Here is an 18,578-nt window from a genome sequence, read left to right on the forward strand (position 1 = left end):
CCTCTATTCGATAATCGAATCTTTAAGCCGTGAATTATGCGCTTCTGTTGATCGGGTTTCACCACCAGGATGTGGGGAGCGAACGTTGCCTTTCACTGGAGAACATCATGCCCTTCGAGACCTGGCTGCTTTATCTGCTTACCTGCTGCGGCATCGCGGTGGTGCCCGGGCCCAACGCGTTGCTGGTTCTGACCCATGGCGCGATTCATGGCAACCGCAAGACGCTTTTCACCATCAGTGGCGGTGTGTTGGGTTTCGCCGTGATGCTCTCGCTGTGTGCCCTCGGGTTAGGTGCATTGATCCAGGCCTCTGTCACCGGGTTCATGGTGCTGAAGATTGCCGGCGGGCTTTATCTCATCTGGCTGGGCCTGGGATTGTGGCGGTCGGCGCCTGTTTCCCTGGACGTGGATGCCGTGACAGGATCCGGCCCGTGGTCACTGTTCCGACAGGGCTTGTTGTCGGCAGTCTCGAATCCCAAGGCGCTGTTGCTGTTCACCGCGTTTATCCCGCCCTTCCTGGACCCACACAGGAACCTGCTCGCGCAGACTGCCGCTATCGCGCTGACCTACGCCGTCGTGGAGTTCATCGTCGAGTACATCGTGGCCACGGCGGCATATCGGGTCAGGCCGTGGCTGGCCCGTACCGGGCGTCGGTTCAACAAGGTCTGCGGCGGTTTTTTCGTGGCGTTTGGCCTGGTGTTGCCCGTCCATTCCTGACCGTTTGCACCAGCGCCCCGAGTGACGCTGGGTTGAGCCAATCCTTCACGCCGAAGGCGCTACCGTAACCTCGGCCTGGCCACTGTGGATCAATGCAGCCTTTACAAAACCTTCCGCTTTCTTGCGCTCGACGAAATCCCGGACATACGCCGCGCCCGCTTCATGCTGGCGTGGCACAGCCATGGCCTGTCGGATGGAAGTGAACCCGCCGTCGATGACGCGATAGGCCGGATTGTCGCTCGCAACCTGTTCCAGTGGCTGGCGTACGCCCGCTGCGGCGTCCAGCCCATTGTCGACATACAGGTCCACCGCGCCCGCCGATGTCTCTGCACGTTCAAGCTGCGCATGCTTCAAGGTGCGCGACAGGAACAGGTCGTATGCCGCACCTTTGCCCACGGCCAACCTGAGGCCCGGCTGATCGAGATCCCCAACCGTGCGGTAAGGCGAGTCCGTCGCCACCAGGTAGGTTCCTTCAATGATCACGTAGGGCGCGCTGAAGGCGATCCGCTCTTCCCGAACAGGTTCGATTGCCAGAAAGGCAACGCGCCAGGCACCCTCCTCCAACGCGGCGAAGACCTTGCCGGCGGCATCGAAGGTAACCATCTCCAAGGCCACGCCGAGTTCCTGCGCCAACGCCTTCGCCAGGGCCACCGAGACACCTTGCGGCGAACCATCCGGCGCCTGTTGGGCCAAGACCGGATTACCGAAGTTGATGGCCGCACGCAACACGCCCTGTGGAGCCAGGTCATCCATTACCGCACGATTGATAGCACTCATCATTGCTCCCGAAATCAGTTAAGCGAAGGACAGTCTTCCTCAGTGAGCGTCACGACTCACAGCGACCGCACCTTGTGCAGGTTGTTTATTGACGGGTCCGTTCGACCACCTTGCGGATCACGAACGGCAGCACACCGCCGTTGACCAGATAACGCAGCTCCTGGACCGAATCGATGCGCACCCCGAGTTCCACCTGCTGGCGCTCACCGTTGGCGCGATGCAGCAGCATGTCCACGCGGTTATCACCTACGGCCAGATCGTCCAGGCCGAGGAAGTCGAAACGCTCGTCCCCCTGCAAGGCCAGGTCGTCGACCGACTGACCGGCCTTGAAGCGCAACGGGATCACGCCCATGCCGATCAGGTTGCTGCGATGGATACGCTCGATACTCTGGGCCACGACGGCCTTGACCCCCAGCAGTGCCTGGGCCTTGGCCGCCCAGTCGCGGCTGGAGCCGGCGCCGTAGTTGATCCCGGCGAAAATCACCATGGGCGTCTGTTGCGCGGCATAACTCTTGGCAGCCTCATACAGTGGCAGGCATTGACTGTGGTCGGCGTTCCAGGCCCAAGCGCCCTGCCCCGGCTGGCTGTCGCCCAACAGGCGATTCTTCACGGCCCTGTTGGTGAACGCTCCCCGCAGCATCACTTCGTGGTTGCTGCGGCGGGTCGAATATTGGTTGAGGTCCTTGAGATCCTCGCCGCGCTCCAGCAACCATTGCCCGGCCAGGCTGTCGGCGGGAATGGAATAGGCCGGTGAGATGTGATCGGTCGTGACGTTGTCACCCAATACCATCAGCGTGCGTGCGCCGCTGATGGCCAGGGTGGCTTTCGGCTCGGCCGAAATGTCGGCCAGGTACTGTGGACGACGCAGGTAGGTGGAATCAGGATTCCAGGGAAACTGCACGCTGCCCTCGGCCGATAGCGATTGCCAGTGATGGGTACCGTCCCAGACCTTGGCCAGGCGCTGCTGGAAGAACGCCGGTTTGACCACCTTGGCGACTTGCGCGGCGATCTCTGCATCCGATGGCATCAGGTCACGCAGGTACACCGGTTCGCCGGCATGATCGAAGGCCAGGGCCTGGGATTCCAGGTCGATATCGATGGTGCCGGCAATGGCATAGGCTACGCACAGGGCCGGCGATGCCAAGTAACCAGCGGGCACCTTGGGATTGACCCGACCTTCAAAATTACGGTTGCCCGATAACACCACGACCCCCTTGAGGCCTTCATCGGCAAAGCGCTCGACATGCGTCTCAAGCTGCCCGGAGTTACCAATGCAGGTCATGCAGCCGAAGCCTGCCAGGTCGAAGCCGAGCGCCGAGAAATCATCCAGCAGATTGGCTTCGGCGAGATAGTCGGCGACCACGCGCGAGCCTGGCGACAACGATGTCTTGACCCATGGCTTGCGCTTGAGCCCCAGTTGGCGCGCCTTGCGCGCCAGCAACCCGGCCTGGATCATCTGCGCGGGGTTGGCGGTATTGGTACAACTGGTAATCGCCGCCATGACCACCGCGCCATGTGTGATGGACTCTCCGAATGCAGGGTCGTAAAAACGCCGGGCGGACAGACCGGCGATCAGATCTGCGCCGCCCAGGACTTCGTTGCGAAAGGATGCCGCCGCGTTCGACAGTTTCTGGCGCTGGTGGGGCTGATGAGGGCCGGCGACGCTCGTCTCGATGCTCGCCAGATCCAGCTCGATCAGTTCGTCGAACTGCGGCTCGCTCGACTCGTCACGCCGCCACAGCGGCTGGGCGTTCATGTAGCCGGCGACCTTGTTGCACAAGGACTCGCTGCGACCGGTGAGCCTCAGGTATGCAAGGGTTTCATCGTCGAATGGGAAGAGCACCACCGTGGCGCCATACTCCGGCGCCATGTTGGACACCGTACCCCGGGCCGCCCAGCTCAAGGAGGAAATACCCGGGCCAGTAAACTCGACGAATTTACCGACCACCGAGCGCTTGCGCAGGATCTGCGCCACGTGCAGCGACAGGTCGGTCGCCGTGACCCCAGGGCGCAGGGTATTGGTGACACGAATGCCGATCACCTTGGGAAAACTGATCGGCACCGGTTCGCCGAGCATGGCTGCCTGGCCCTCCAGCCCGCCGACTCCCCAACCCAGTACACCGATCGCATTGATCATCGGGGTGTGGCTATCGGTGGCGACCATATCGTCCGGATGCAACAAGCGCTGACCGTCTTCGCTGCGACTTTCCCAGACCACTTGCGCCAGGGCTTCCATGTTCATCTGATGAATGATGCCGGTGCCCGGCGGGATCACGCCAAAGTTGTCCAGGCTCCGCTGCGCCCATTTGATGAAGCAATAACGCTCGCTGTTCCGGCGAAAGTCGATGTCCAGGTTCTGCTCTACGGCATCGGCCTCGGCGTAATGCTCGACGATCACTGAATGGTCGACCGTCAAAACGGCGGGAATCAACGGATTCATCGCTTTGGGGTCACCCCCCAGCTCTGCGACCACATCACGCATGCCGGCGAAATCGGCCAGTGCCGGCAGGCACGTGGTGTCATGGAACATCAGGCGATTTGGCTGGAACGGCACTTCGCAATCGGGTCCGTCGCCGATGGCACGGGCCAGTACCGAGGGCAGCGATTCGGGTGAACAGCGCGCCACGTTCTCCAGCAGGATACGAATCGAATAGGGAAGCTTCGCCAGGTGAGAAGCAGGCAGCATCCTGTTCAGATCGACATAAGCAAACGGCTCGTTATCGACCCGCAGATGATTGAGGAAGTTGGTCTCGGTCATGCTCATATTGCCCAGGCCTTTTTAATTCAGGGTTGGCGAAGCGCTGTCGTATTTTTTGAGAACCAGTAGCAGGGCACGCCGGGCCCAGGGTTCGTCCAGCGTCACTGCCTTGAGTTTGTGGCTTCGAAGGTACTGGTTGATCACGTTACGCGGCAGCACCGCCAGCCCGAGGCCTGTCGAGATCATCCGGCACATGCAGTCGAATCTGCTGATGCGGATCCTCAACTTGAGCACCATCCCCGTTTTTTTCGCCTCGTGGGTCAGCAAGGCATGCGTTGAGCTTGCCAGATGCTTGATCCGGGCGGCACGGGTCAGGTTGCGCTCCTGCGCAATGGCAATGAACAGGTCCAGGCTGGTGATGTCGTATCGCACCAGCCCGATCAGCCCGAAATGATCTTGGCGACTGCATCGCCGAACGCCTGGGTGCCCAATGAGCCACCCAGATCCGGCGTGCGTTGCCGGGGATCTTTCAGGACGGCGTCGACGGCCTTGTCCATTGCCTGCCCCGCTTCGATCAATGCCGGACGGTCATGATGCTCGCCCATCCACTGCAGCAACATGCCGACGGACAGGATCATCGACACCGGGTTGGCCTTGTCCTGCCCGGCAATGTCCGGCGCCGAACCGTGTTGTGCCTGGGCACAGCAATGGCTGTCGCTGGCCATCATCGAACCGGCAAGCCCCAGGCTGCCCGACAGTTCGCTGGCCAGGTCGCTGATGATGTCGCCATAGAAGTTCGTCGCGACCAGCACGTCGAAGCGCTCGGGATTGCGCACCAGGTGGGCCGTCGAGGCATCGACCAGCAGATCGTCGAGAACCACCTCGGGGAAGTCCCTGGCGACATTGCGCACACATTCCAGGAACAGGCCATCGGTCATGTGGAAGCTGTTGGCCTTGTGGATGGCGGTGACCTTTTTTCCGCGTTTCATGGCCAACTCGAATGCCCTGCGCGCAATCCGTTCGCTGCAATGACGAGTGATCTTGCGTGTGGACAGCGCCATGTCCGGCGTCGGCATGACCTCGCCCCAACCGCGGCTCATATTGCGGTCCGGGTAAAAGCCTTCAGTGGCTTCGCGCATGATGACCAGATCCATGGTCTTGCCTTCCTTCATGTTCGAAGTCAGGAACGGACGGGTGCGTGCCGGACGGACATTGGCATACAGGTCCAGGCCGATACGGAAACCGGCCGATACGTTACGGCCGCCCTTTTCCGGAGCCGGGTAATCGGCGTGGGATTGGGTGCCCAGGATGATCCCGTCATAACCCCTGGCTTTTTCCAGCACCTCGTCACGCAGCGTCGTGCCGTGTTTTTCCAGGCTGGTGAAACCGACATCGTCGTAGTCGAACGTCAACCCGAGATCGAATTTCATGTTGGCCGCCTTCAGGACCGACATCGACGAGTCAATGATTTCAGGACCGATACCGTCACCAGGAAGTACCAAAATACGCATCGCTAACCCCTTGTTCTTATGGATTGAAAAGCCTGTTGGCCGGCCCGATGGCAAGTATGTATATCAATATAACGAAATACAATTTTACTCATGAGAAAGTGACTCACCCACGTTCGCGGCCTGTTCGCCAAACCAGGTCGTGTCCTGTCGAGCCCGACAGATTGCATTTTATTGCATGAATATACAATTCGTGCAACCTTGTCATGCCGAATCCATTAAACGATGTATTGGCTAGCGGGTAAGCGAGGCTTCGACACTGAGCTGCGCCTGTAGCTCTTCCCGGGCTTCCTTTTCGGTTTTCTGCCGCCCGACCACGTCAAGGTGATTGCGCAGGAAATCGGCGGCCGCTTCGCGCTCGCCGCTTTCGATAAGATCCAGGAGTTGGATGTGTTCTTTGCACTGGGTGATCAACCGAGGTCGATCGACGTTGGCCTTGTAGGCCATGAAGCGACGCAACTGGTTTTGCCGGCGGATGGCTTCGAGAAAAAACGCATTCCCCGAACAGCGCACGATCAGTTCGTGCAATTGCGCACCAATCTGGAAAAGCTGCGATCGCGACAGTTTGAAGATGTCACCGTCAAGCAATTGCTGCTGCGCCTCCCGGGCCTTGGCAAAGGCCGGTTTGTCGACCACGTAACCCGGCTCGAGTATCGCGGCAGGCTCAATCGCCATGCGAAAACGGTAGCTCTGGATATGGGCCTTGGAGTCGTGCAGGAAGCTGTTGATTTCCCAGCCCTGCCCTGGCTTTCGCTCAACCATGGCTTCGTTGGCCAGGCGACTCAGCACTTTCATGAGTTGCCCGCGGGGCACCTCGTACTTGCGCATCAGCTCCGCTTCAAAAAAAGTCGTGGGGATGTCGCCGCGAAGCATGTCGTCGACCACGCGCAGGTAAAAGTCCTCGAACGGGTCCACTTCCAGCGGCAGTTTGCGGCTGTCGATACCGCTCGCATCGGCCGTGAGGAAGTAGCCGCGATTCGGTTCCTTGACCGCCAGCCCAAGCTCGGCCAGCAAGGCGAAACCGCGCCGGATCGGCGACCGGGAAACCCCGAGTTCCTTGGCAAAGGCTTCCTCGCGCAAGGGATCGCCGGTACGCATCGATCGAGCCCGGGCCATGTCGATGATTCTGGGCGCCAGTTGCTCGGCCAGGTCTTTTTTTATCCTGGGTTTCGTTTTGCTCGGATCATCCACCAGGGGCGATTCGAGAGTCGGGTCTGCTGAATTCATGAAAACCAGTCATCAAAAAGAGGATAGAGCCAATGCAATGGTATGAGATCGGAGGATGACGCCATAATCCGGACCTCGCAGAAAAATAACACACTCAATGCTCATCAACATGAATAGCGGCGGCGCGCCTGCACCGTCCATTCTTGCCCCAGGGAAAATCCAATGAAGGCCCCGCTCATCTATCTGATCCACGCCACACCCTTGTCCATAGCTCCGATCAGCGAGGCTTTTGCGCGCTTATGGCCCGAAGCCAGGTTGGCAAATCTGCTCGAAGACTCGCTTTCCCGCGACCTCGCCGAAGCAGGAGTGCTGACCCCGGAGATGAACCAACGCTTTCTGAAGCTCGCTTCCTACGCCTGCGAATCCGGCGCGGACGCCATCCTGTTTACCTGCTCGGCCTTTGGCGAGTCCATCGATCAGTGCAAGCGTGCCTTGGACATTCCAGTGCTCAAGCCAAACGAAGCGATGATCGAAGAAGCCCTCCAGCGCACCGGCAAGTTGGCCCTGTTGGCGACCTTCGACGCGGCAATTGCGTCAATGGTCGAGGAGTTCAAGCACTATGCGCAGCAGCAAGGCGTCAATCTGGAACTGCAGACCCATGTCTGCGTCGGGGCGTTTGGAGAGCTGCAGAACGGAAACAAGGATCGCCATGACCGCTTGATTGCAGAATGCGCTCGAACCATCAGCAGCGGCGAATTGCTCTGTTTCGCCCAATTCTCCATGACCAGCGCTGCGCCACAGGCCAGCCAGGCCTGTGGCCTTGATGTACTCACGACACCGGACAGCGCGGTTCTGAAGCTTCGACGCTTGCTGCAGGCTTGAGGTCCTGGTTGCCCTGGATGGGCAACGCACAACCTGAAAAATGCCGGAGCCCCTACCTGACCGCTTGTAAGAAAGGCATCTGTTTTTCGCAATTATTGTACCGTGTTATCCTGTAAAACAATTTCTACTGAGGTTTATTAGGCGCGGCAGCCCAAAGGTTGCTTCGATGCTCCCTACAAAAAACACAACAGGAGTTAGCGCATGAACAACAGAATCGCCTTCGTCACCGCCGGCATGGGAAGCCTGGGTACCGCCGTCTGCCAACGACTGGCGAGGGACGGTTTTACCGTCGTCGCGGGATGTGGCCCGGATTCCCCCTTGAAAGACACCTGGTTGAGCCAACAAAAGGCACTTGGCTTTTCCTTCATCGCATCCGAAGGCAATGTCGCGGATTGGGACTCGTGTCGCCGGGCTTTCGAGGACATCAGGAAAAACATCGGGCCCATCGACGTCCTGATCAACAACGCCGGTACTGCCCGCAACGTCGTGTTCCAGGACATGCAACCCAATGACTGGGCCGCCGTGATCGACACCAACCTCAACTCCCTGTTCAACGTGACCAAACAAGTCATCGATGGCATGGCCGAGCGCGGCTGGGGCCGGGTCATCAATATTTCCTCGGTCAATGCCCAGCTCGGCCAGGTGGGACAGGTCAACTACTCCACCGCCAAATCCGCCATCCGCGGTTTCACCCGGGCACTGGCGCGGGAGGTCGGCCCTCGCGGCGTCACGGTGAACACGGTATCGCCCGGCTACGTCGCCACGGCAAAACTCAAGGCTGTCACCACCGCGGACATCATGGATCGCATCGTCCAGGACATCCCCTCCCGTCGCCTTGGCACGCCGCAAGAAATTGCCTCGATGTGCGCCTGGCTTGCCAGTGATGAATCCGGCTACGCCAACGGTGCCGACTTCTCGCTCAACGGCGGTCTGCACATGAGCTGATGCTCATCCGGGCCCGGCGGTAAACCGCTGCGCCTGACCTGTTTCCTGCGGGAAGCTTGATAGACCTGAGCGCTGATCCATAACAATAATTGTATTTTAGGTCAAGGTGATACAAATGCTCTCACTACTCGGCTACGGCATGATCGTAACGTTCATGGCGTTGATCATGACCAAGCGATTGTCACCCCTGGTTGCCATGACAACAGTTCCAATCATCTTTGCGCTCATCGCAGGATTCGGTCCGGAAATGGGCGGGATGATGATCGAGGGGCTGAAGAAGGTCGCGCCAACTGCGGTCATGGTCATGTTCGCAATTCTGTATTTCGGCGTCATGTTCGATACCGGGCTGTTCGACCCGATCATTCGAAAGTTCATCGCGCTGATCAATGGCGATCCGGTCAAGGCGGTGATGTTCGCGACTCTGCTGGCGGGTATGGTCTCGCTGGACGGCGACGGTTCGACGACCTACATGATCACCATCACCGCAATGCTGCCCTTGTTCAAGCGCCTGCGCCTGGACCCGTTGTGCCTCACCTGCCTGGTCATCCTGGCCGCGAGCGTGACCAACCTGCTGCCATGGGGCGGTCCGTTGGCGCGGGCCGCGGCATCATTGCAAGTCGATACCGCCGACCTCTTCCTGCCGTTGATTCCGGTAATGGTAGTCGCCTTCCTGGGCGTCCTCGGGTTGGCGTATTTCATCGGCATTCGGGAGCGTCAGCGCCTGGGTACCCTGCGCCTTTCGGTAGGCGCCGCCGCTACCCTCTTCGATGACGAGAGTGATGAAGGCCTGCCCACGATGTCCGACGAAAACGCCGAGCTGCGTCGTCCCAAGCTGTTCTGGCTGAACGCCACGTTGACAGTGGCCTTGATGGCCGGCCTGGTGATGGAGTGGTTGCCGCTTTCGATCCTGTTCATGGTCGCGTTTTCCATCGCCTTGCTGATCAACTACCCGCACATGCATGATCAGCGCCGCCGGATCTCGACCCATGCGCCAACGGCCTTGAATCAGATCGCGATCTTCCTGGCTGCCGGCATTCTCGCAGGGATCCTCTCTGGAACCGGTATGGTCAACGCCATGTCCGCCAGTTTCCTGGCAATGCTTCCGCAGACGTGGGGCCCGTACCTGGCACCGATCACTGCGCTGGCAAGCATCCCGGGCACGTTCTTCATGTCCAACGATGCCTTCTACTACGGCGTGCTGCCGGTACTGGCCAAGGCCGCCGCGGTATATGGCATTTCCCCGGCGGAAATCGGCCGGGCTTCGCTGGTGGGTCAACCTGTTCACTTGCTGAGCCCGCTGGTGGCATCCACTTATCTGCTGTGCGGCCTGGCCGGCGTGGAGTTCAGTGATCACCAGAAATACACCCTCAAATGGTCGTTTGCGCTGAGCTTCCTGCTGTTGGGTGTGTGCTTGTTGCTGGGCTTGTTCCCCTTCCAGGCGGGCTAGCAGCCAAGGGCAGGACTTCGATTCGATTGCACTGAGCAGACAAACGAAATCCCGGCAACAATCACTGTTCCGGGATTTTTGTTGCAACATTCTTCGCAGGATCGGGCAATCATCAACCCGGATTGTGCAATCTGCCAGGGGCATTCATTCCTATAGTGGATGGAGCCAAACCTTGCGGAGCAGGTCCCCCCATGAGCGCCCTCAACATCAATGGCCGTGAATACACGGTCGACGTCGACCCTGGCACCCCGATTCTCTGGACATTGCGTGACACCCTGGGCATGACCGGCACCAAGTTCGGTTGTGGCGCAGCCTTGTGTGGCGCGTGCACGGTGCACCTGGATGGCCAGGCCATTCGATCCTGCGTGACGCCGGTCGCGGCCGCCGAAGGCAAGAAGATCACCACCATCGAAGCCGCCACTGACGGCAGCGACCCGGTCGGCACGGCGGTGCATGAGGCCTGGGTCAAGCATGACGTGGCGCAGTGTGGCTACTGCCAGAGCGGCCAGATCATGAGCGCGACCGCTTTCCTCAAGGCCCAGCCCAAGGGCGGGCAACCCAGCGCCGCCGAGATTGATTCGGCCATGGCCGGCAACATCTGCCGCTGCGGTACCTACGTCCGTATCCGTGCTGCCGTGGCCGATGCCGCCAAAGCCCTCGCCTGACCGGAGTACGCCATGCTGAACGATATTTTCCCGGACGAGTTTCCTCGCCCCCTGCAATCGATCTTCACTGATGAGATGGACGGCCCCGCCGCATTCCCCCGGCGCAGCTTCCTCAAGATCGTCGGCATCGGCGGGCTGGCCTTGGGCGCATTTCCGCACCTGGCCCTGGCCCAGCAAGTTGGCGACGGCGCGCAAGGGCTCAAGCCGACCCAGCAACCGTCCGCATTCGTGCAGATCGCGCCCAACGGCGAGGTAACAGTCACGATCAACCGCCTGGAGTTCGGCCAGGGCGTGCAGACCGGGCTGCCCATGATCCTTGCCGAAGAGCTCGACGCCGACTGGAACCTGGTGCGCACCCGCAATGGCAGCAACGACGCGGCCTATCAGGATCCGAATTTCGGCATGCACCTCACCGGCGGCTCCAACTCGATCAAGAACAGCTACACCCAGTACCGCGAACTGGGCGCCCGTGCTCGCGCCATGTTGCTCGCCGCGGCGGCCGCGCGCTGGAACGTGGAGGTGGCGAGCCTGAGTACCCAGGCGAGTATGGTGCTCGGCCCGGGAGGCCGAAAAGCCAGCTACGGCGAACTCGCCGAAGCAGCGATGGCGCAGCCCGTACCGGAGAAAGTCACCCTCAAGGACCCCAAGGACTTTCGCATCATCGGCCAGGCCACGACGCGCATCGATGCCAAGGCCAAGAGCAGCGGCCGCCAGGATTTCGGCATCGACATGCACCTGCCCGGACAGCTCACTGCCGTGGTGGCCCGCCCTCCTGTATTCGGCGCCCGCATCGCCTCGCTGGATGACAGCGCGGCGCGAGCCATCAAGGGGGTGAAAGCGGTCTTGCGCGTGCCATTGGATGGCGGCGCCGAAGGTGTGGCGGTGGTCGCAGACGGCTACTGGCAGGCGAAAACGGGTCGCGATGCACTCAAGCTGCAATGGGATGCGTCCACAGTCGAGAAGGTCGACAGCGAACAGCAACTGGCTCAATACCGCGACCTGGCCAACCAGCCCGGCCCGCTTCATTTCGAGGCCGACATGACGCCGCTTGCCACGGCCCCGCATCAATTGGAAGCCGAGGTCCTGTTCCCCTACCTTGCCCATGCGCCCATGGAGCCGTTGAACTGCACCGTGCAGGTTTCCGAGGATCGCGCCCAGTTGTGGGTCGGCACGCAGTTCCCCGGCGGCGACGGTATTGCCGCTGCACGGGTGTTGAATCTCAAGCCTGAGCAAGTCCAGGTGAATGTGCAGACGGCAGGCGGTGGCTTCGGTCGGCGTGGCGTGCCCAGCGGTGACTTCGTTGTCCTGGCGTGCGAGGTCGCCAAGGCTGCGCGCACCGCAGGGCTCGATGCTCCCATCCGTACCCTGTGGAGCCGTGAAGACGACATCAAGGGCGGCTACTACCGTCCCATGCATTTGCATCGCGCCCGTATCGGCTTCGATGACGACGGCAACGTACTGGCCTGGGATCACGTCCTGGTCGGGCAATCGATCCTTGCCGGCACGATGTTCGGCGCTCGGGTGAAAAACGGCATCGACCCCACCGCCACGGAAGGCCTGCGCAATCCCTATCCACTGCCGATGCGCCTGACCGTGCATCACCCCAAGCTCAATGTACCGGTGTTGTGGTGGCGCAGCGTGGGCTCCACCCACACGGCTTTTGTCATGGAAACCTTGATCGATGAGATAGCGCGGACAACCCGGCAGGATCCCGTGGCCTATCGGATGAAACTGTTTGCCGATCAAAGCCCGCGCCATCGCGCCGCGCTGCAACTGGCGGTGGACAAAAGCGGCTATGGCAAGGATCCACTGCCCGACGGCCGGGCCTGGGGCGTGGCGGTGCACGAGTCATTCAGTTCGGTGGTGGCCTACGTGGTCCAGGCCTCGGTACAGAACGGCCGTCCGGTGCTGCATCAGGTGACCGCGGGCGTCCATTGCAACCTGGTCGTCAACCCGCGCAGCGTCGAGGCGCAGGTGCAAGGGGCGGCCCTCATGGGTTTATCCATGTGCCTGCCGGGCGGCGCCATCACCTTGAAGGACGGTGTCGTGCAACAAAGCAATTTCGCCGACTTCAGCGTGCCGCGCATCACCGACACACCGGAGTTTTCCATTCACATCGTACCCAGCGCCGAACCACCCACCGGCATGGGCGAGCCCGGCCTGCCGGCGTTGGCGCCGGCCTTTGCGAATGCGCTGGCGAGCCTGACGGGCAAGCCAGTGCGTCAGTTGCCGTTCCCATGATGCGTAGCGGCAGGCGCAGATTGCTGCACCCGGTGCCAGAATGAACTGCACCGCCCCTGACTGGTGCCCACTGACCTGATCCTTAAAACTCCCAGCACAAACAACGTGCCGGGAGTTCCACATGGTCAGCATTGTCACCCTTCAACAAACAGGCGGGCCCGAGGTTCTGCGGCTCGGTGAAACCGCCCCGCAGTTACCGGGCCCCGGAGAAGTCTGGCTCGAACAGTCGGCCATAGGGGTCAACCCTCTGGACGTGAGCCAGCGTGTCGGCGCAGTGCGGGTGCCCCTGCCCTGCGGACTCGGCCTGGAAGGGGCCGGGACTGTTGCGGCGGTCGGCCCGGGGGTCGTCGAGGTCGCCGTGGGTGACCGGGTCGCCTACGCCACGGGCCCCCTCGGTGCTTATGCCAGCGGACGCCTCTACCCGGCAAACCGACTGGTGAAAATTGCCGATGACGTTGGTTTCGATGAGGCGGCCGCCGTGCTGTTCAAAGGCATTACCGCGCACTATCTGCTGAAGACGACATACCCCGTCGGTCCAGGCGTCAGGGTGCTGCTGTACGGTGCTGCCGGGGCGCTGGGACAGATCATGGTGCCATGGGCCAAACACCTTGGCGCCTTCGTGATAGGCGTCGTTTCCAAGCCAGAGAGTGTCGAGCGTGCCAGGGCGGCCGGTTGTGACGAGGTGCTGGTGTTCGACGCCGCGACGCTCGCCACCGAGGTGGCCCGGATCACCGACGGGCAAAAGGTCGATGTCGTGTATGACCCCATCGGACGAGTTTCTTTCGAAGCGTCCCTCGACAGCCTGCGTCCACGAGGACTGATGGTATCGTTCGGCATGACCTCCGGCGCACCGACGGCTGTGGAACTGAGCACCCTCAACGCCAAAGGCTCGCTGTTCCTGACCCGACCGTCCCTCGCCGCCCACACGGCCAACACCCAGGAGTATCAGCAGCGCGCCAACGATGTGCTGCGTGCAGTCACCGACGGTATCATCACGCCTGCGCTCTGGCGTCGCTACCCATTGGCGGATGCTGCCCTCGCCCACGCCGATCTGGAAAGCGGGCTGTCACAGGGTGCTATCGTCCTCAATCCATGAATCCAGAGAGGTATGCCGTTGCATGGACCTGCTCGATAGCCGACAGGCTGACGAACTCGCGACACTCCTCGCGCTCTCCGAGCACGGCTCCTTTGCCGCCGCCGGACGGGTGCTGCAACGGCATCCGTCGGTGTTGTCAAAACGCCTGGGGGCAATGGAGGCGCGCCTGGGCATCCGCCTGGTGGAACGTACCACGCGGCAGCTGCGTTTTACCGATGAAGGCGAACGCCTGGTGGAGCGGCTTCGTCATGCCGTGAGCCTGATTGCCCAAGCGGAGCAGGAGGCGGCATTGGGTGCGGCACAGGTCAGGGGGCGCTTGCGCATCGCCTTACCGGCGGCAATGGGACGGCTGTGGCTCAGTCCGATGGTCTCGGCCTTTTCCCTGGCCTATCCCGACGTTTCGCTGGAGGTGGAGTATGCGGAGCGATTCGTCGATATCGTCGCCGAGGGGTTCGATGCGGCGATTCGGATCGGTGAGCTCCCGGACAGCCGACTGGTCGCCAGGAAGCTGTGCGAACACCTCCGGATCCTCTGTGCCGCACCCGCCTACCTCGCTCGTCACGGCGAACCGAAGACCCCCGCAGACCTGGAGCATCACAACAGCCTCGGCTTCACCGGGCTGCATTCATATCCGGAATGGAAACTGGCAGGCAAGGACGATCAAGTCACCGTCAGGCTGCGCAGCAGCCTGGTCAGCAACGACAACGAGGCCCTGCTGTCCGCTGCGCGCATGGGGCTGGGCATCATTGCCGGTGGTGAATGGCTGATGACGCGGGACATCCAGTCCGGCAATCTGGTCCGGGTCCTGCCCGACTGGCAGCTCGACGCGGACGCCGGCGTTTACCTGGTACGCCCGTCCGCCCGGTACAACGCGGCAGCGACCATGGCGTTCAAGCACTGGATGGAGACGGAGTTTGCGCAAGGGGCGCCCTGGGATTTGTCTGGATCCGCGGATGTCGCTCACTGATTCAGGATTTCCTCCCGTAGTGCGTCAACGAAACGGTCGAGATTGCTTCCAGGCTTAACCCCTTAAGCCTGTATACGCGGCGCGGCTCCCTGAGCCTCAATTTCCATCGCAAGGAAAGGTGCTCGCCGACGTAAATACTCCAGCGAGATGTCGCCCTCAGCAAATGCCGTTGCATAGTCTTCGCGAACCTTCAGGCACTCCCGGTCGTTAAGCTTCAGACGCGTGATGGTGGCAATCACGCGAGCACTGACAGCGGGATCAAGGTCAATCCCCGGAATAACCTGATAACCAATCAGTTCGAGGCGGAACCATCCTTCTTCGACCTCGAAAGGATCCAGGACATCCTGATAATGATTTTTTCGAGTGTTCATTAATGTGCAGGCCAGCCGATAGTTGTTCCACTCATAGATATCCTGCCAAGCCCTGGATTTGGGCAGCATATGGTCCACCGAACCACCACCGGTGACACGCTCGATATAAATGCAAACATACGCGCAGAGTCGACCGTACGCGTCCATCAAATCTGGTAAGGCCTCTGTCCACAAAGGTGGGAACTTGTCGGCTGGAATGTCTTCCGGTACGTCGGCCAACTGTTTCCTGGGGCGCCCTCTGCGTTTGGGCAGATTGGGTTCTCCAACCAGTTCGGCAATAGCCCGAAGCCCCGGCGTTCTTACTAATCCTTCGAAGGTTTCCGGCTCATCTGCGCATTCAACTCTGATCATGCGCCGCCCACCTGCTGCTCGCGGAAATGGCTCCAGCGTATCCAGAAAGAATCAACATCACTCAGGCTGCCTCGCAGCGCTGAGTCGATTTCTCTCAAAGTGCTCTGCTGACCTGCCGTCAGGGGCTTTTGCTGAGAAGTCACCTCCCGCAAAAAAGTCCGAGCCCGCTCCAATGCTTCCTCGGCGGCGATAGAACCTGGTTCCTTCAGATTGAATACCTCCGACGATAACCAGGCGTTGACGTCGCCCTTACGCGAATAAGGATAGAGAGAAGCCTGGACCTCATTCCCAACCAGATCGAAGTCCCAGATACAGTCGCGTTCGTTGTCAAACTCTGGTTCGACAGAGGCCAATACCAAAGGTGAATGGGTTGCAGCCAACAGTTGAACAGGCACATCACGAGTGCCAGTTAGTGCATTCATGACATTCAGCAAGGCAGGAACAATACGACGCTGCCATTGCGGGTGCAGATGGCACTCAATTTCGTCGATCAGAAAAATAATCTCTCTTGCCGCTGGTACTCGATACCGTTCATAAGCGAGTTGATGCTCCCGCCAGGTCCATACCAGCAGATAGGCCAGAGCGGCAATACGACGCATCCCCGCAGAGGCCTGAGTCAACGGTACATCTTGTCCATAGGGCATACGCAATGAAGGAATATCCCTGACGCTGTCACCCACGCGCATTGGCTCCCCAGGTCGCATCTTTTCCACTCCGGAGGGCGAAAGTGCATCCAGCACCTTTACCAGATCGTCAAAAGCGGGTTTAGCACCTTCTTGCCATAAAACCCAATCACTGATCAGTCCATTGCACAGCTGGGTTTTTCCGTCACTGGAAAGAAGTCCGTTCCAGACGGCGTCAGGTGAAAAATCGAAGCTCCGCGGTCGGTTCGGCGCCGCTGTCTCTCCCTTATCACCCTTCCAATAGTTACGAGCCGGGTCCCAGACAGAGAAACTTCCGTCAACGCCTGCATAAATCACCACCCCCGGAATCGCTGGGCGGCTCTGCTTGACTGACCATTGCTGGGTACCATGGTCAAAGTTACTTTTGTAGGAAAAATCACCCGTACTGCCTTTGTAGCAGTAGGCGATGCTCGATTCTCTGGCATTCTTACGGGGAGTGGCGATCCCTTCTCTGGGCCAGGTGCGGGTAAGTGACCACCAGGCAATATCCAGCACAAAACTCTTGCCCAGGCCATTGTCCCCAGTCAAGAAATTGAGGCGCGACTTGAAGTCTATGGCGAGCTTCTCAGCAGGACCAACACCTTCGAACGTCAGGTTTTTAAGCACGGGTAGAGTCTCCAATCATTCGGGCGCCACGAACAGCCGCAGTGATACTCCACGGTCTAGCGGGTTTCGGAGAACAATCATACTAGGCAGCTGTGCCTATTCCTAAGCAATCGTTCGCATCCTCTGCGCGGCGCTTCCTACTGATACGTAGATATGGCTATCCGTTTTGCTGGTGGGCCACAGTGCGGAGCCGATGTTCCCACAGAATCTTTGCTCTATCATGCTCACCATCTCACTTCCCTGACTGATGGAACGACCATGACTTTCGATTTCGACTCAGTGTTCGAGCGCCACGGTACCGGCAGCACCAAATGGAGTCGCTACCCGGCCGATATATTGCCCATGTGGGTGGCCGATATGGACTTCGCTGCCCCGCCCGTGGTCATCGATGCGCTGCGCAAACGCCTCGAGCATCCGATGCTTGGCTACAGCGTGGCCCAGGACAGTCTGCGTGCGGCCATCGTCGCCGATCTCTGGAACAAGTACGCCTGGCGCGTCGAGCCCCAGCAGATCGTGTTCCTGCCGGGGGTGGAGCCGGGTTTCAACATGGCCCTGCATGGGTTGGTGGCGCCGCAGCAGAATGTCGTGGTGCAGGTGCCCAATTACCCGCCGCTGCGCAATGCGCCGGGGCACTGGCAGTTGAACAAGGTGGAATTGCCGTTCGACCCGGTCAACGGCGGGTTCCGCACGCCCCTTGCAGCGTTGCGCGAGGCCTTGCACGGTGGTGGCGCCCTGCTGCTGAGCAATCCCCACAACCCGCTGGGCAAGGTGTTCGACCGGGAAGAGCTCAAGGCCGTGGCGGACATCTGCCTGGAGCAGGACGCCTGGATCATCTCCGACGAGATCCATGCCGAGCTGTGTTTCGACGGCCGGGTGCACATTCCCACCGCCACCCTCAGCCCGGACATCGCCGAGCGCACCATCACCCTGATGTCCGCCAGCAAGGCCTACAACATCGCCGGGCTGAAAACCTCGTTCGCCATTATCCAGAACGCCAAGGTGCGTGAGCGGGTCAACAATGCCCGGGCCGGCATGGTCGACAGCGTCAATGCCCTGGGTCTGGAGGCGACCCGGGCGGCCTACAGCGAGGGCGGTCCATGGCTCGAAGCGTTGAAGGCGTATCTGCAAGCCAACCGCGATTACCTGGTCAATGCGGTGCAGAGCCGCTTGCCCGGCATCACCATGAACGTGCCCCAGGGTACCTACCTGGCGTGGCTGGACTGTTCGGGGTTGGGGTTGGCCGACCCGCAAGCGTTCTTCCTCAATGAGGCCAAGGTGGGGCTCAGCGCCGGCCTGGATTTTGGCGACGATGCCCAACAGTTCGTGCGCCTGAACTTCGGCTGCCCGCGGGCGCTGCTGGAGGAAGGGATTGCGCGGATGGAAAAAAGCCTGAAGGCACGGCGCTGATTATTGAAACAGGCTGTGGCAAGGGATGTATCTGTAGAAGGATGTCCTGTG

At 60.5% G+C, this 18,578-nt stretch carries 16 protein-coding genes; 9 read left to right on the forward strand and 7 right to left on the reverse strand.

Annotation, left to right across the window (positions count from 1 at the left end; translation table 11 throughout):
• The first annotated feature begins 107 nt into the window (after positions 1-107).
• Positions 108-716: a LysE family translocator gene (locus LOY67_RS14010; protein WP_265063049.1), complete on the forward strand. Its 609-nt coding sequence runs from the start codon at positions 108-110 to the stop codon at positions 714-716.
• A 45-nt stretch (positions 717-761) separates the two neighbouring features.
• Here the strand turns inward: LOY67_RS14010 and LOY67_RS14015 are convergent, their stop codons facing one another.
• From LOY67_RS14015 to LOY67_RS14035, 5 genes are all read right to left on the reverse strand, one after another.
• The gene (locus LOY67_RS14015) at positions 762-1,493 is read right to left on the reverse strand and encodes a transporter substrate-binding domain-containing protein (protein WP_265063050.1); all 732 of its coding nucleotides are present in this window, start codon (positions 1,491-1,493) and stop codon (positions 762-764) included.
• 85 nt (positions 1,494-1,578) lie between these two features.
• Positions 1,579-4,257 (reverse strand): aconitate hydratase AcnA, encoded by a 2,679-nt coding sequence (acnA, locus tag LOY67_RS14020; protein ID WP_413776128.1) that lies wholly within the window; start codon positions 4,255-4,257, stop codon positions 1,579-1,581.
• Between the two features lie 15 nt (positions 4,258-4,272).
• Entirely contained in the window at positions 4,273-4,623 is a 351-nt protein-coding gene (locus LOY67_RS14025) for a LysR substrate-binding domain-containing protein (RefSeq protein ID WP_265063051.1), read from the reverse strand.
• 8 nt (positions 4,624-4,631) lie between these two features.
• Positions 4,632-5,702: an isocitrate/isopropylmalate dehydrogenase family protein gene (locus LOY67_RS14030; protein ID WP_265063052.1), complete on the reverse strand. Its 1,071-nt coding sequence runs from the start codon at positions 5,700-5,702 to the stop codon at positions 4,632-4,634.
• Between the two features lie 231 nt (positions 5,703-5,933).
• Complete coding sequence (locus tag LOY67_RS14035; protein ID WP_265063053.1) at positions 5,934-6,926, reverse strand: GntR family transcriptional regulator; 993 nt, start codon at positions 6,924-6,926, stop codon at positions 5,934-5,936.
• A 162-nt stretch (positions 6,927-7,088) separates the two neighbouring features.
• Here LOY67_RS14035 and LOY67_RS14040 point away from each other — a divergent pair, with 162 nt between their 5' ends.
• The 7 genes from LOY67_RS14040 to LOY67_RS14070 all read left to right on the forward strand — a co-directional run bounded on the left by LOY67_RS14040 (position 7,089) and on the right by LOY67_RS14070 (position 15,109).
• The gene (locus LOY67_RS14040; RefSeq protein ID WP_265063054.1) at positions 7,089-7,748 is read left to right on the forward strand and encodes an aspartate/glutamate racemase family protein; all 660 of its coding nucleotides are present in this window, start codon (positions 7,089-7,091) and stop codon (positions 7,746-7,748) included.
• 201 nt (positions 7,749-7,949) lie between these two features.
• Positions 7,950-8,693: an acetoacetyl-CoA reductase gene (gene phbB / locus LOY67_RS14045; RefSeq protein ID WP_265063055.1), complete on the forward strand. Its 744-nt coding sequence runs from the start codon at positions 7,950-7,952 to the stop codon at positions 8,691-8,693.
• 115 nt (positions 8,694-8,808) lie between these two features.
• Positions 8,809-10,140: a CitMHS family transporter gene (locus LOY67_RS14050; protein WP_265063056.1), complete on the forward strand. Its 1,332-nt coding sequence runs from the start codon at positions 8,809-8,811 to the stop codon at positions 10,138-10,140.
• Between the two features lie 191 nt (positions 10,141-10,331).
• Positions 10,332-10,805 carry a (2Fe-2S)-binding protein gene (locus tag LOY67_RS14055; RefSeq protein WP_265063057.1) on the forward strand — a complete coding sequence of 158 codons (474 nt, stop codon included), beginning with the start codon at positions 10,332-10,334 and terminating at the stop codon, positions 10,803-10,805.
• A 12-nt stretch (positions 10,806-10,817) separates the two neighbouring features.
• Entirely contained in the window at positions 10,818-13,046 is a 2,229-nt protein-coding gene (locus LOY67_RS14060) for a xanthine dehydrogenase family protein molybdopterin-binding subunit (protein ID WP_265063058.1), read from the forward strand.
• A gap of 121 nt (positions 13,047-13,167) precedes the next feature.
• Positions 13,168-14,142, forward strand: a complete 975-nt coding sequence (locus LOY67_RS14065) for a quinone oxidoreductase family protein (protein ID WP_265063059.1) — start codon at positions 13,168-13,170, stop codon at positions 14,140-14,142.
• A gap of 22 nt (positions 14,143-14,164) precedes the next feature.
• Positions 14,165-15,109 (forward strand): LysR substrate-binding domain-containing protein, encoded by a 945-nt coding sequence (locus tag LOY67_RS14070; protein WP_265063060.1) that lies wholly within the window; start codon positions 14,165-14,167, stop codon positions 15,107-15,109.
• A gap of 62 nt (positions 15,110-15,171) precedes the next feature.
• Here LOY67_RS14070 and LOY67_RS14075 read toward each other — a convergent pair whose 3' ends face one another.
• Together LOY67_RS14075 and LOY67_RS14080 are read right to left on the reverse strand one after the other, a co-directional pair.
• Positions 15,172-15,831, reverse strand: coding sequence for a hypothetical protein (locus LOY67_RS14075; protein WP_265063061.1), 660 nt, complete (start codon positions 15,829-15,831; stop codon positions 15,172-15,174).
• Positions 15,828-17,120, reverse strand: coding sequence for an AAA family ATPase (locus LOY67_RS14080; RefSeq protein WP_265063062.1), 1,293 nt, complete (start codon positions 17,118-17,120; stop codon positions 15,828-15,830). The genes LOY67_RS14075 and LOY67_RS14080 overlap by 4 nt, the downstream gene beginning before the upstream one ends.
• A 258-nt stretch (positions 17,121-17,378) precedes the next feature.
• Between LOY67_RS14080 and LOY67_RS14085 the strand changes: the two genes are divergently transcribed.
• On the forward strand, positions 17,379-18,527 hold the full coding sequence (locus LOY67_RS14085) for a MalY/PatB family protein (protein WP_265063063.1): 1,149 nt from the start codon (positions 17,379-17,381) through the stop codon (positions 18,525-18,527).
• Positions 18,528-18,578 lie beyond the last annotated feature (51 nt).

The organism is Pseudomonas sp. B21-056 (genome assembly GCF_026016325.1).
GTDB lineage: Bacteria > Pseudomonadota > Gammaproteobacteria > Pseudomonadales > Pseudomonadaceae > Aquipseudomonas.

What these genes read in the sequence shown, in the direction of transcription:
- LOY67_RS14055 (WP_265063057.1), top strand. Translation starts at nt 10,332, where the DNA reads ATGAGCGCCCTCAACATCAATGGCCGTGAATACACGGTCGACGTCGAC.
- phbB (WP_265063055.1), top strand. Translation starts at nt 7,950, where the DNA reads ATGAACAACAGAATCGCCTTCGTCACCGCCGGCATGGGAAGCCTGGGT.
- acnA (WP_413776128.1), bottom strand. Translation starts at nt 4,257, where the DNA reads ATGAGCATGACCGAGACCAACTTCCTCAATCATCTGCGGGTCGATAAC.
- LOY67_RS14035 (WP_265063053.1), bottom strand. Translation starts at nt 6,926, where the DNA reads ATGAATTCAGCAGACCCGACTCTCGAATCGCCCCTGGTGGATGATCCG.
- LOY67_RS14040 (WP_265063054.1), top strand. Translation starts at nt 7,089, where the DNA reads ATGAAGGCCCCGCTCATCTATCTGATCCACGCCACACCCTTGTCCATA.
- LOY67_RS14015 (WP_265063050.1), bottom strand. Translation starts at nt 1,493, where the DNA reads ATGAGTGCTATCAATCGTGCGGTAATGGATGACCTGGCTCCACAGGGC.
- LOY67_RS14050 (WP_265063056.1), top strand. Translation starts at nt 8,809, where the DNA reads ATGCTCTCACTACTCGGCTACGGCATGATCGTAACGTTCATGGCGTTG.
- LOY67_RS14085 (WP_265063063.1), top strand. Translation starts at nt 17,379, where the DNA reads ATGACTTTCGATTTCGACTCAGTGTTCGAGCGCCACGGTACCGGCAGC.
- LOY67_RS14010 (WP_265063049.1), top strand. Translation starts at nt 108, where the DNA reads ATGCCCTTCGAGACCTGGCTGCTTTATCTGCTTACCTGCTGCGGCATC.
- LOY67_RS14070 (WP_265063060.1), top strand. Translation starts at nt 14,165, where the DNA reads ATGGACCTGCTCGATAGCCGACAGGCTGACGAACTCGCGACACTCCTC.
- LOY67_RS14065 (WP_265063059.1), top strand. Translation starts at nt 13,168, where the DNA reads ATGGTCAGCATTGTCACCCTTCAACAAACAGGCGGGCCCGAGGTTCTG.
- LOY67_RS14060 (WP_265063058.1), top strand. Translation starts at nt 10,818, where the DNA reads ATGCTGAACGATATTTTCCCGGACGAGTTTCCTCGCCCCCTGCAATCG.
- LOY67_RS14075 (WP_265063061.1), bottom strand. Translation starts at nt 15,831, where the DNA reads ATGATCAGAGTTGAATGCGCAGATGAGCCGGAAACCTTCGAAGGATTA.
- LOY67_RS14030 (WP_265063052.1), bottom strand. Translation starts at nt 5,702, where the DNA reads ATGCGTATTTTGGTACTTCCTGGTGACGGTATCGGTCCTGAAATCATT.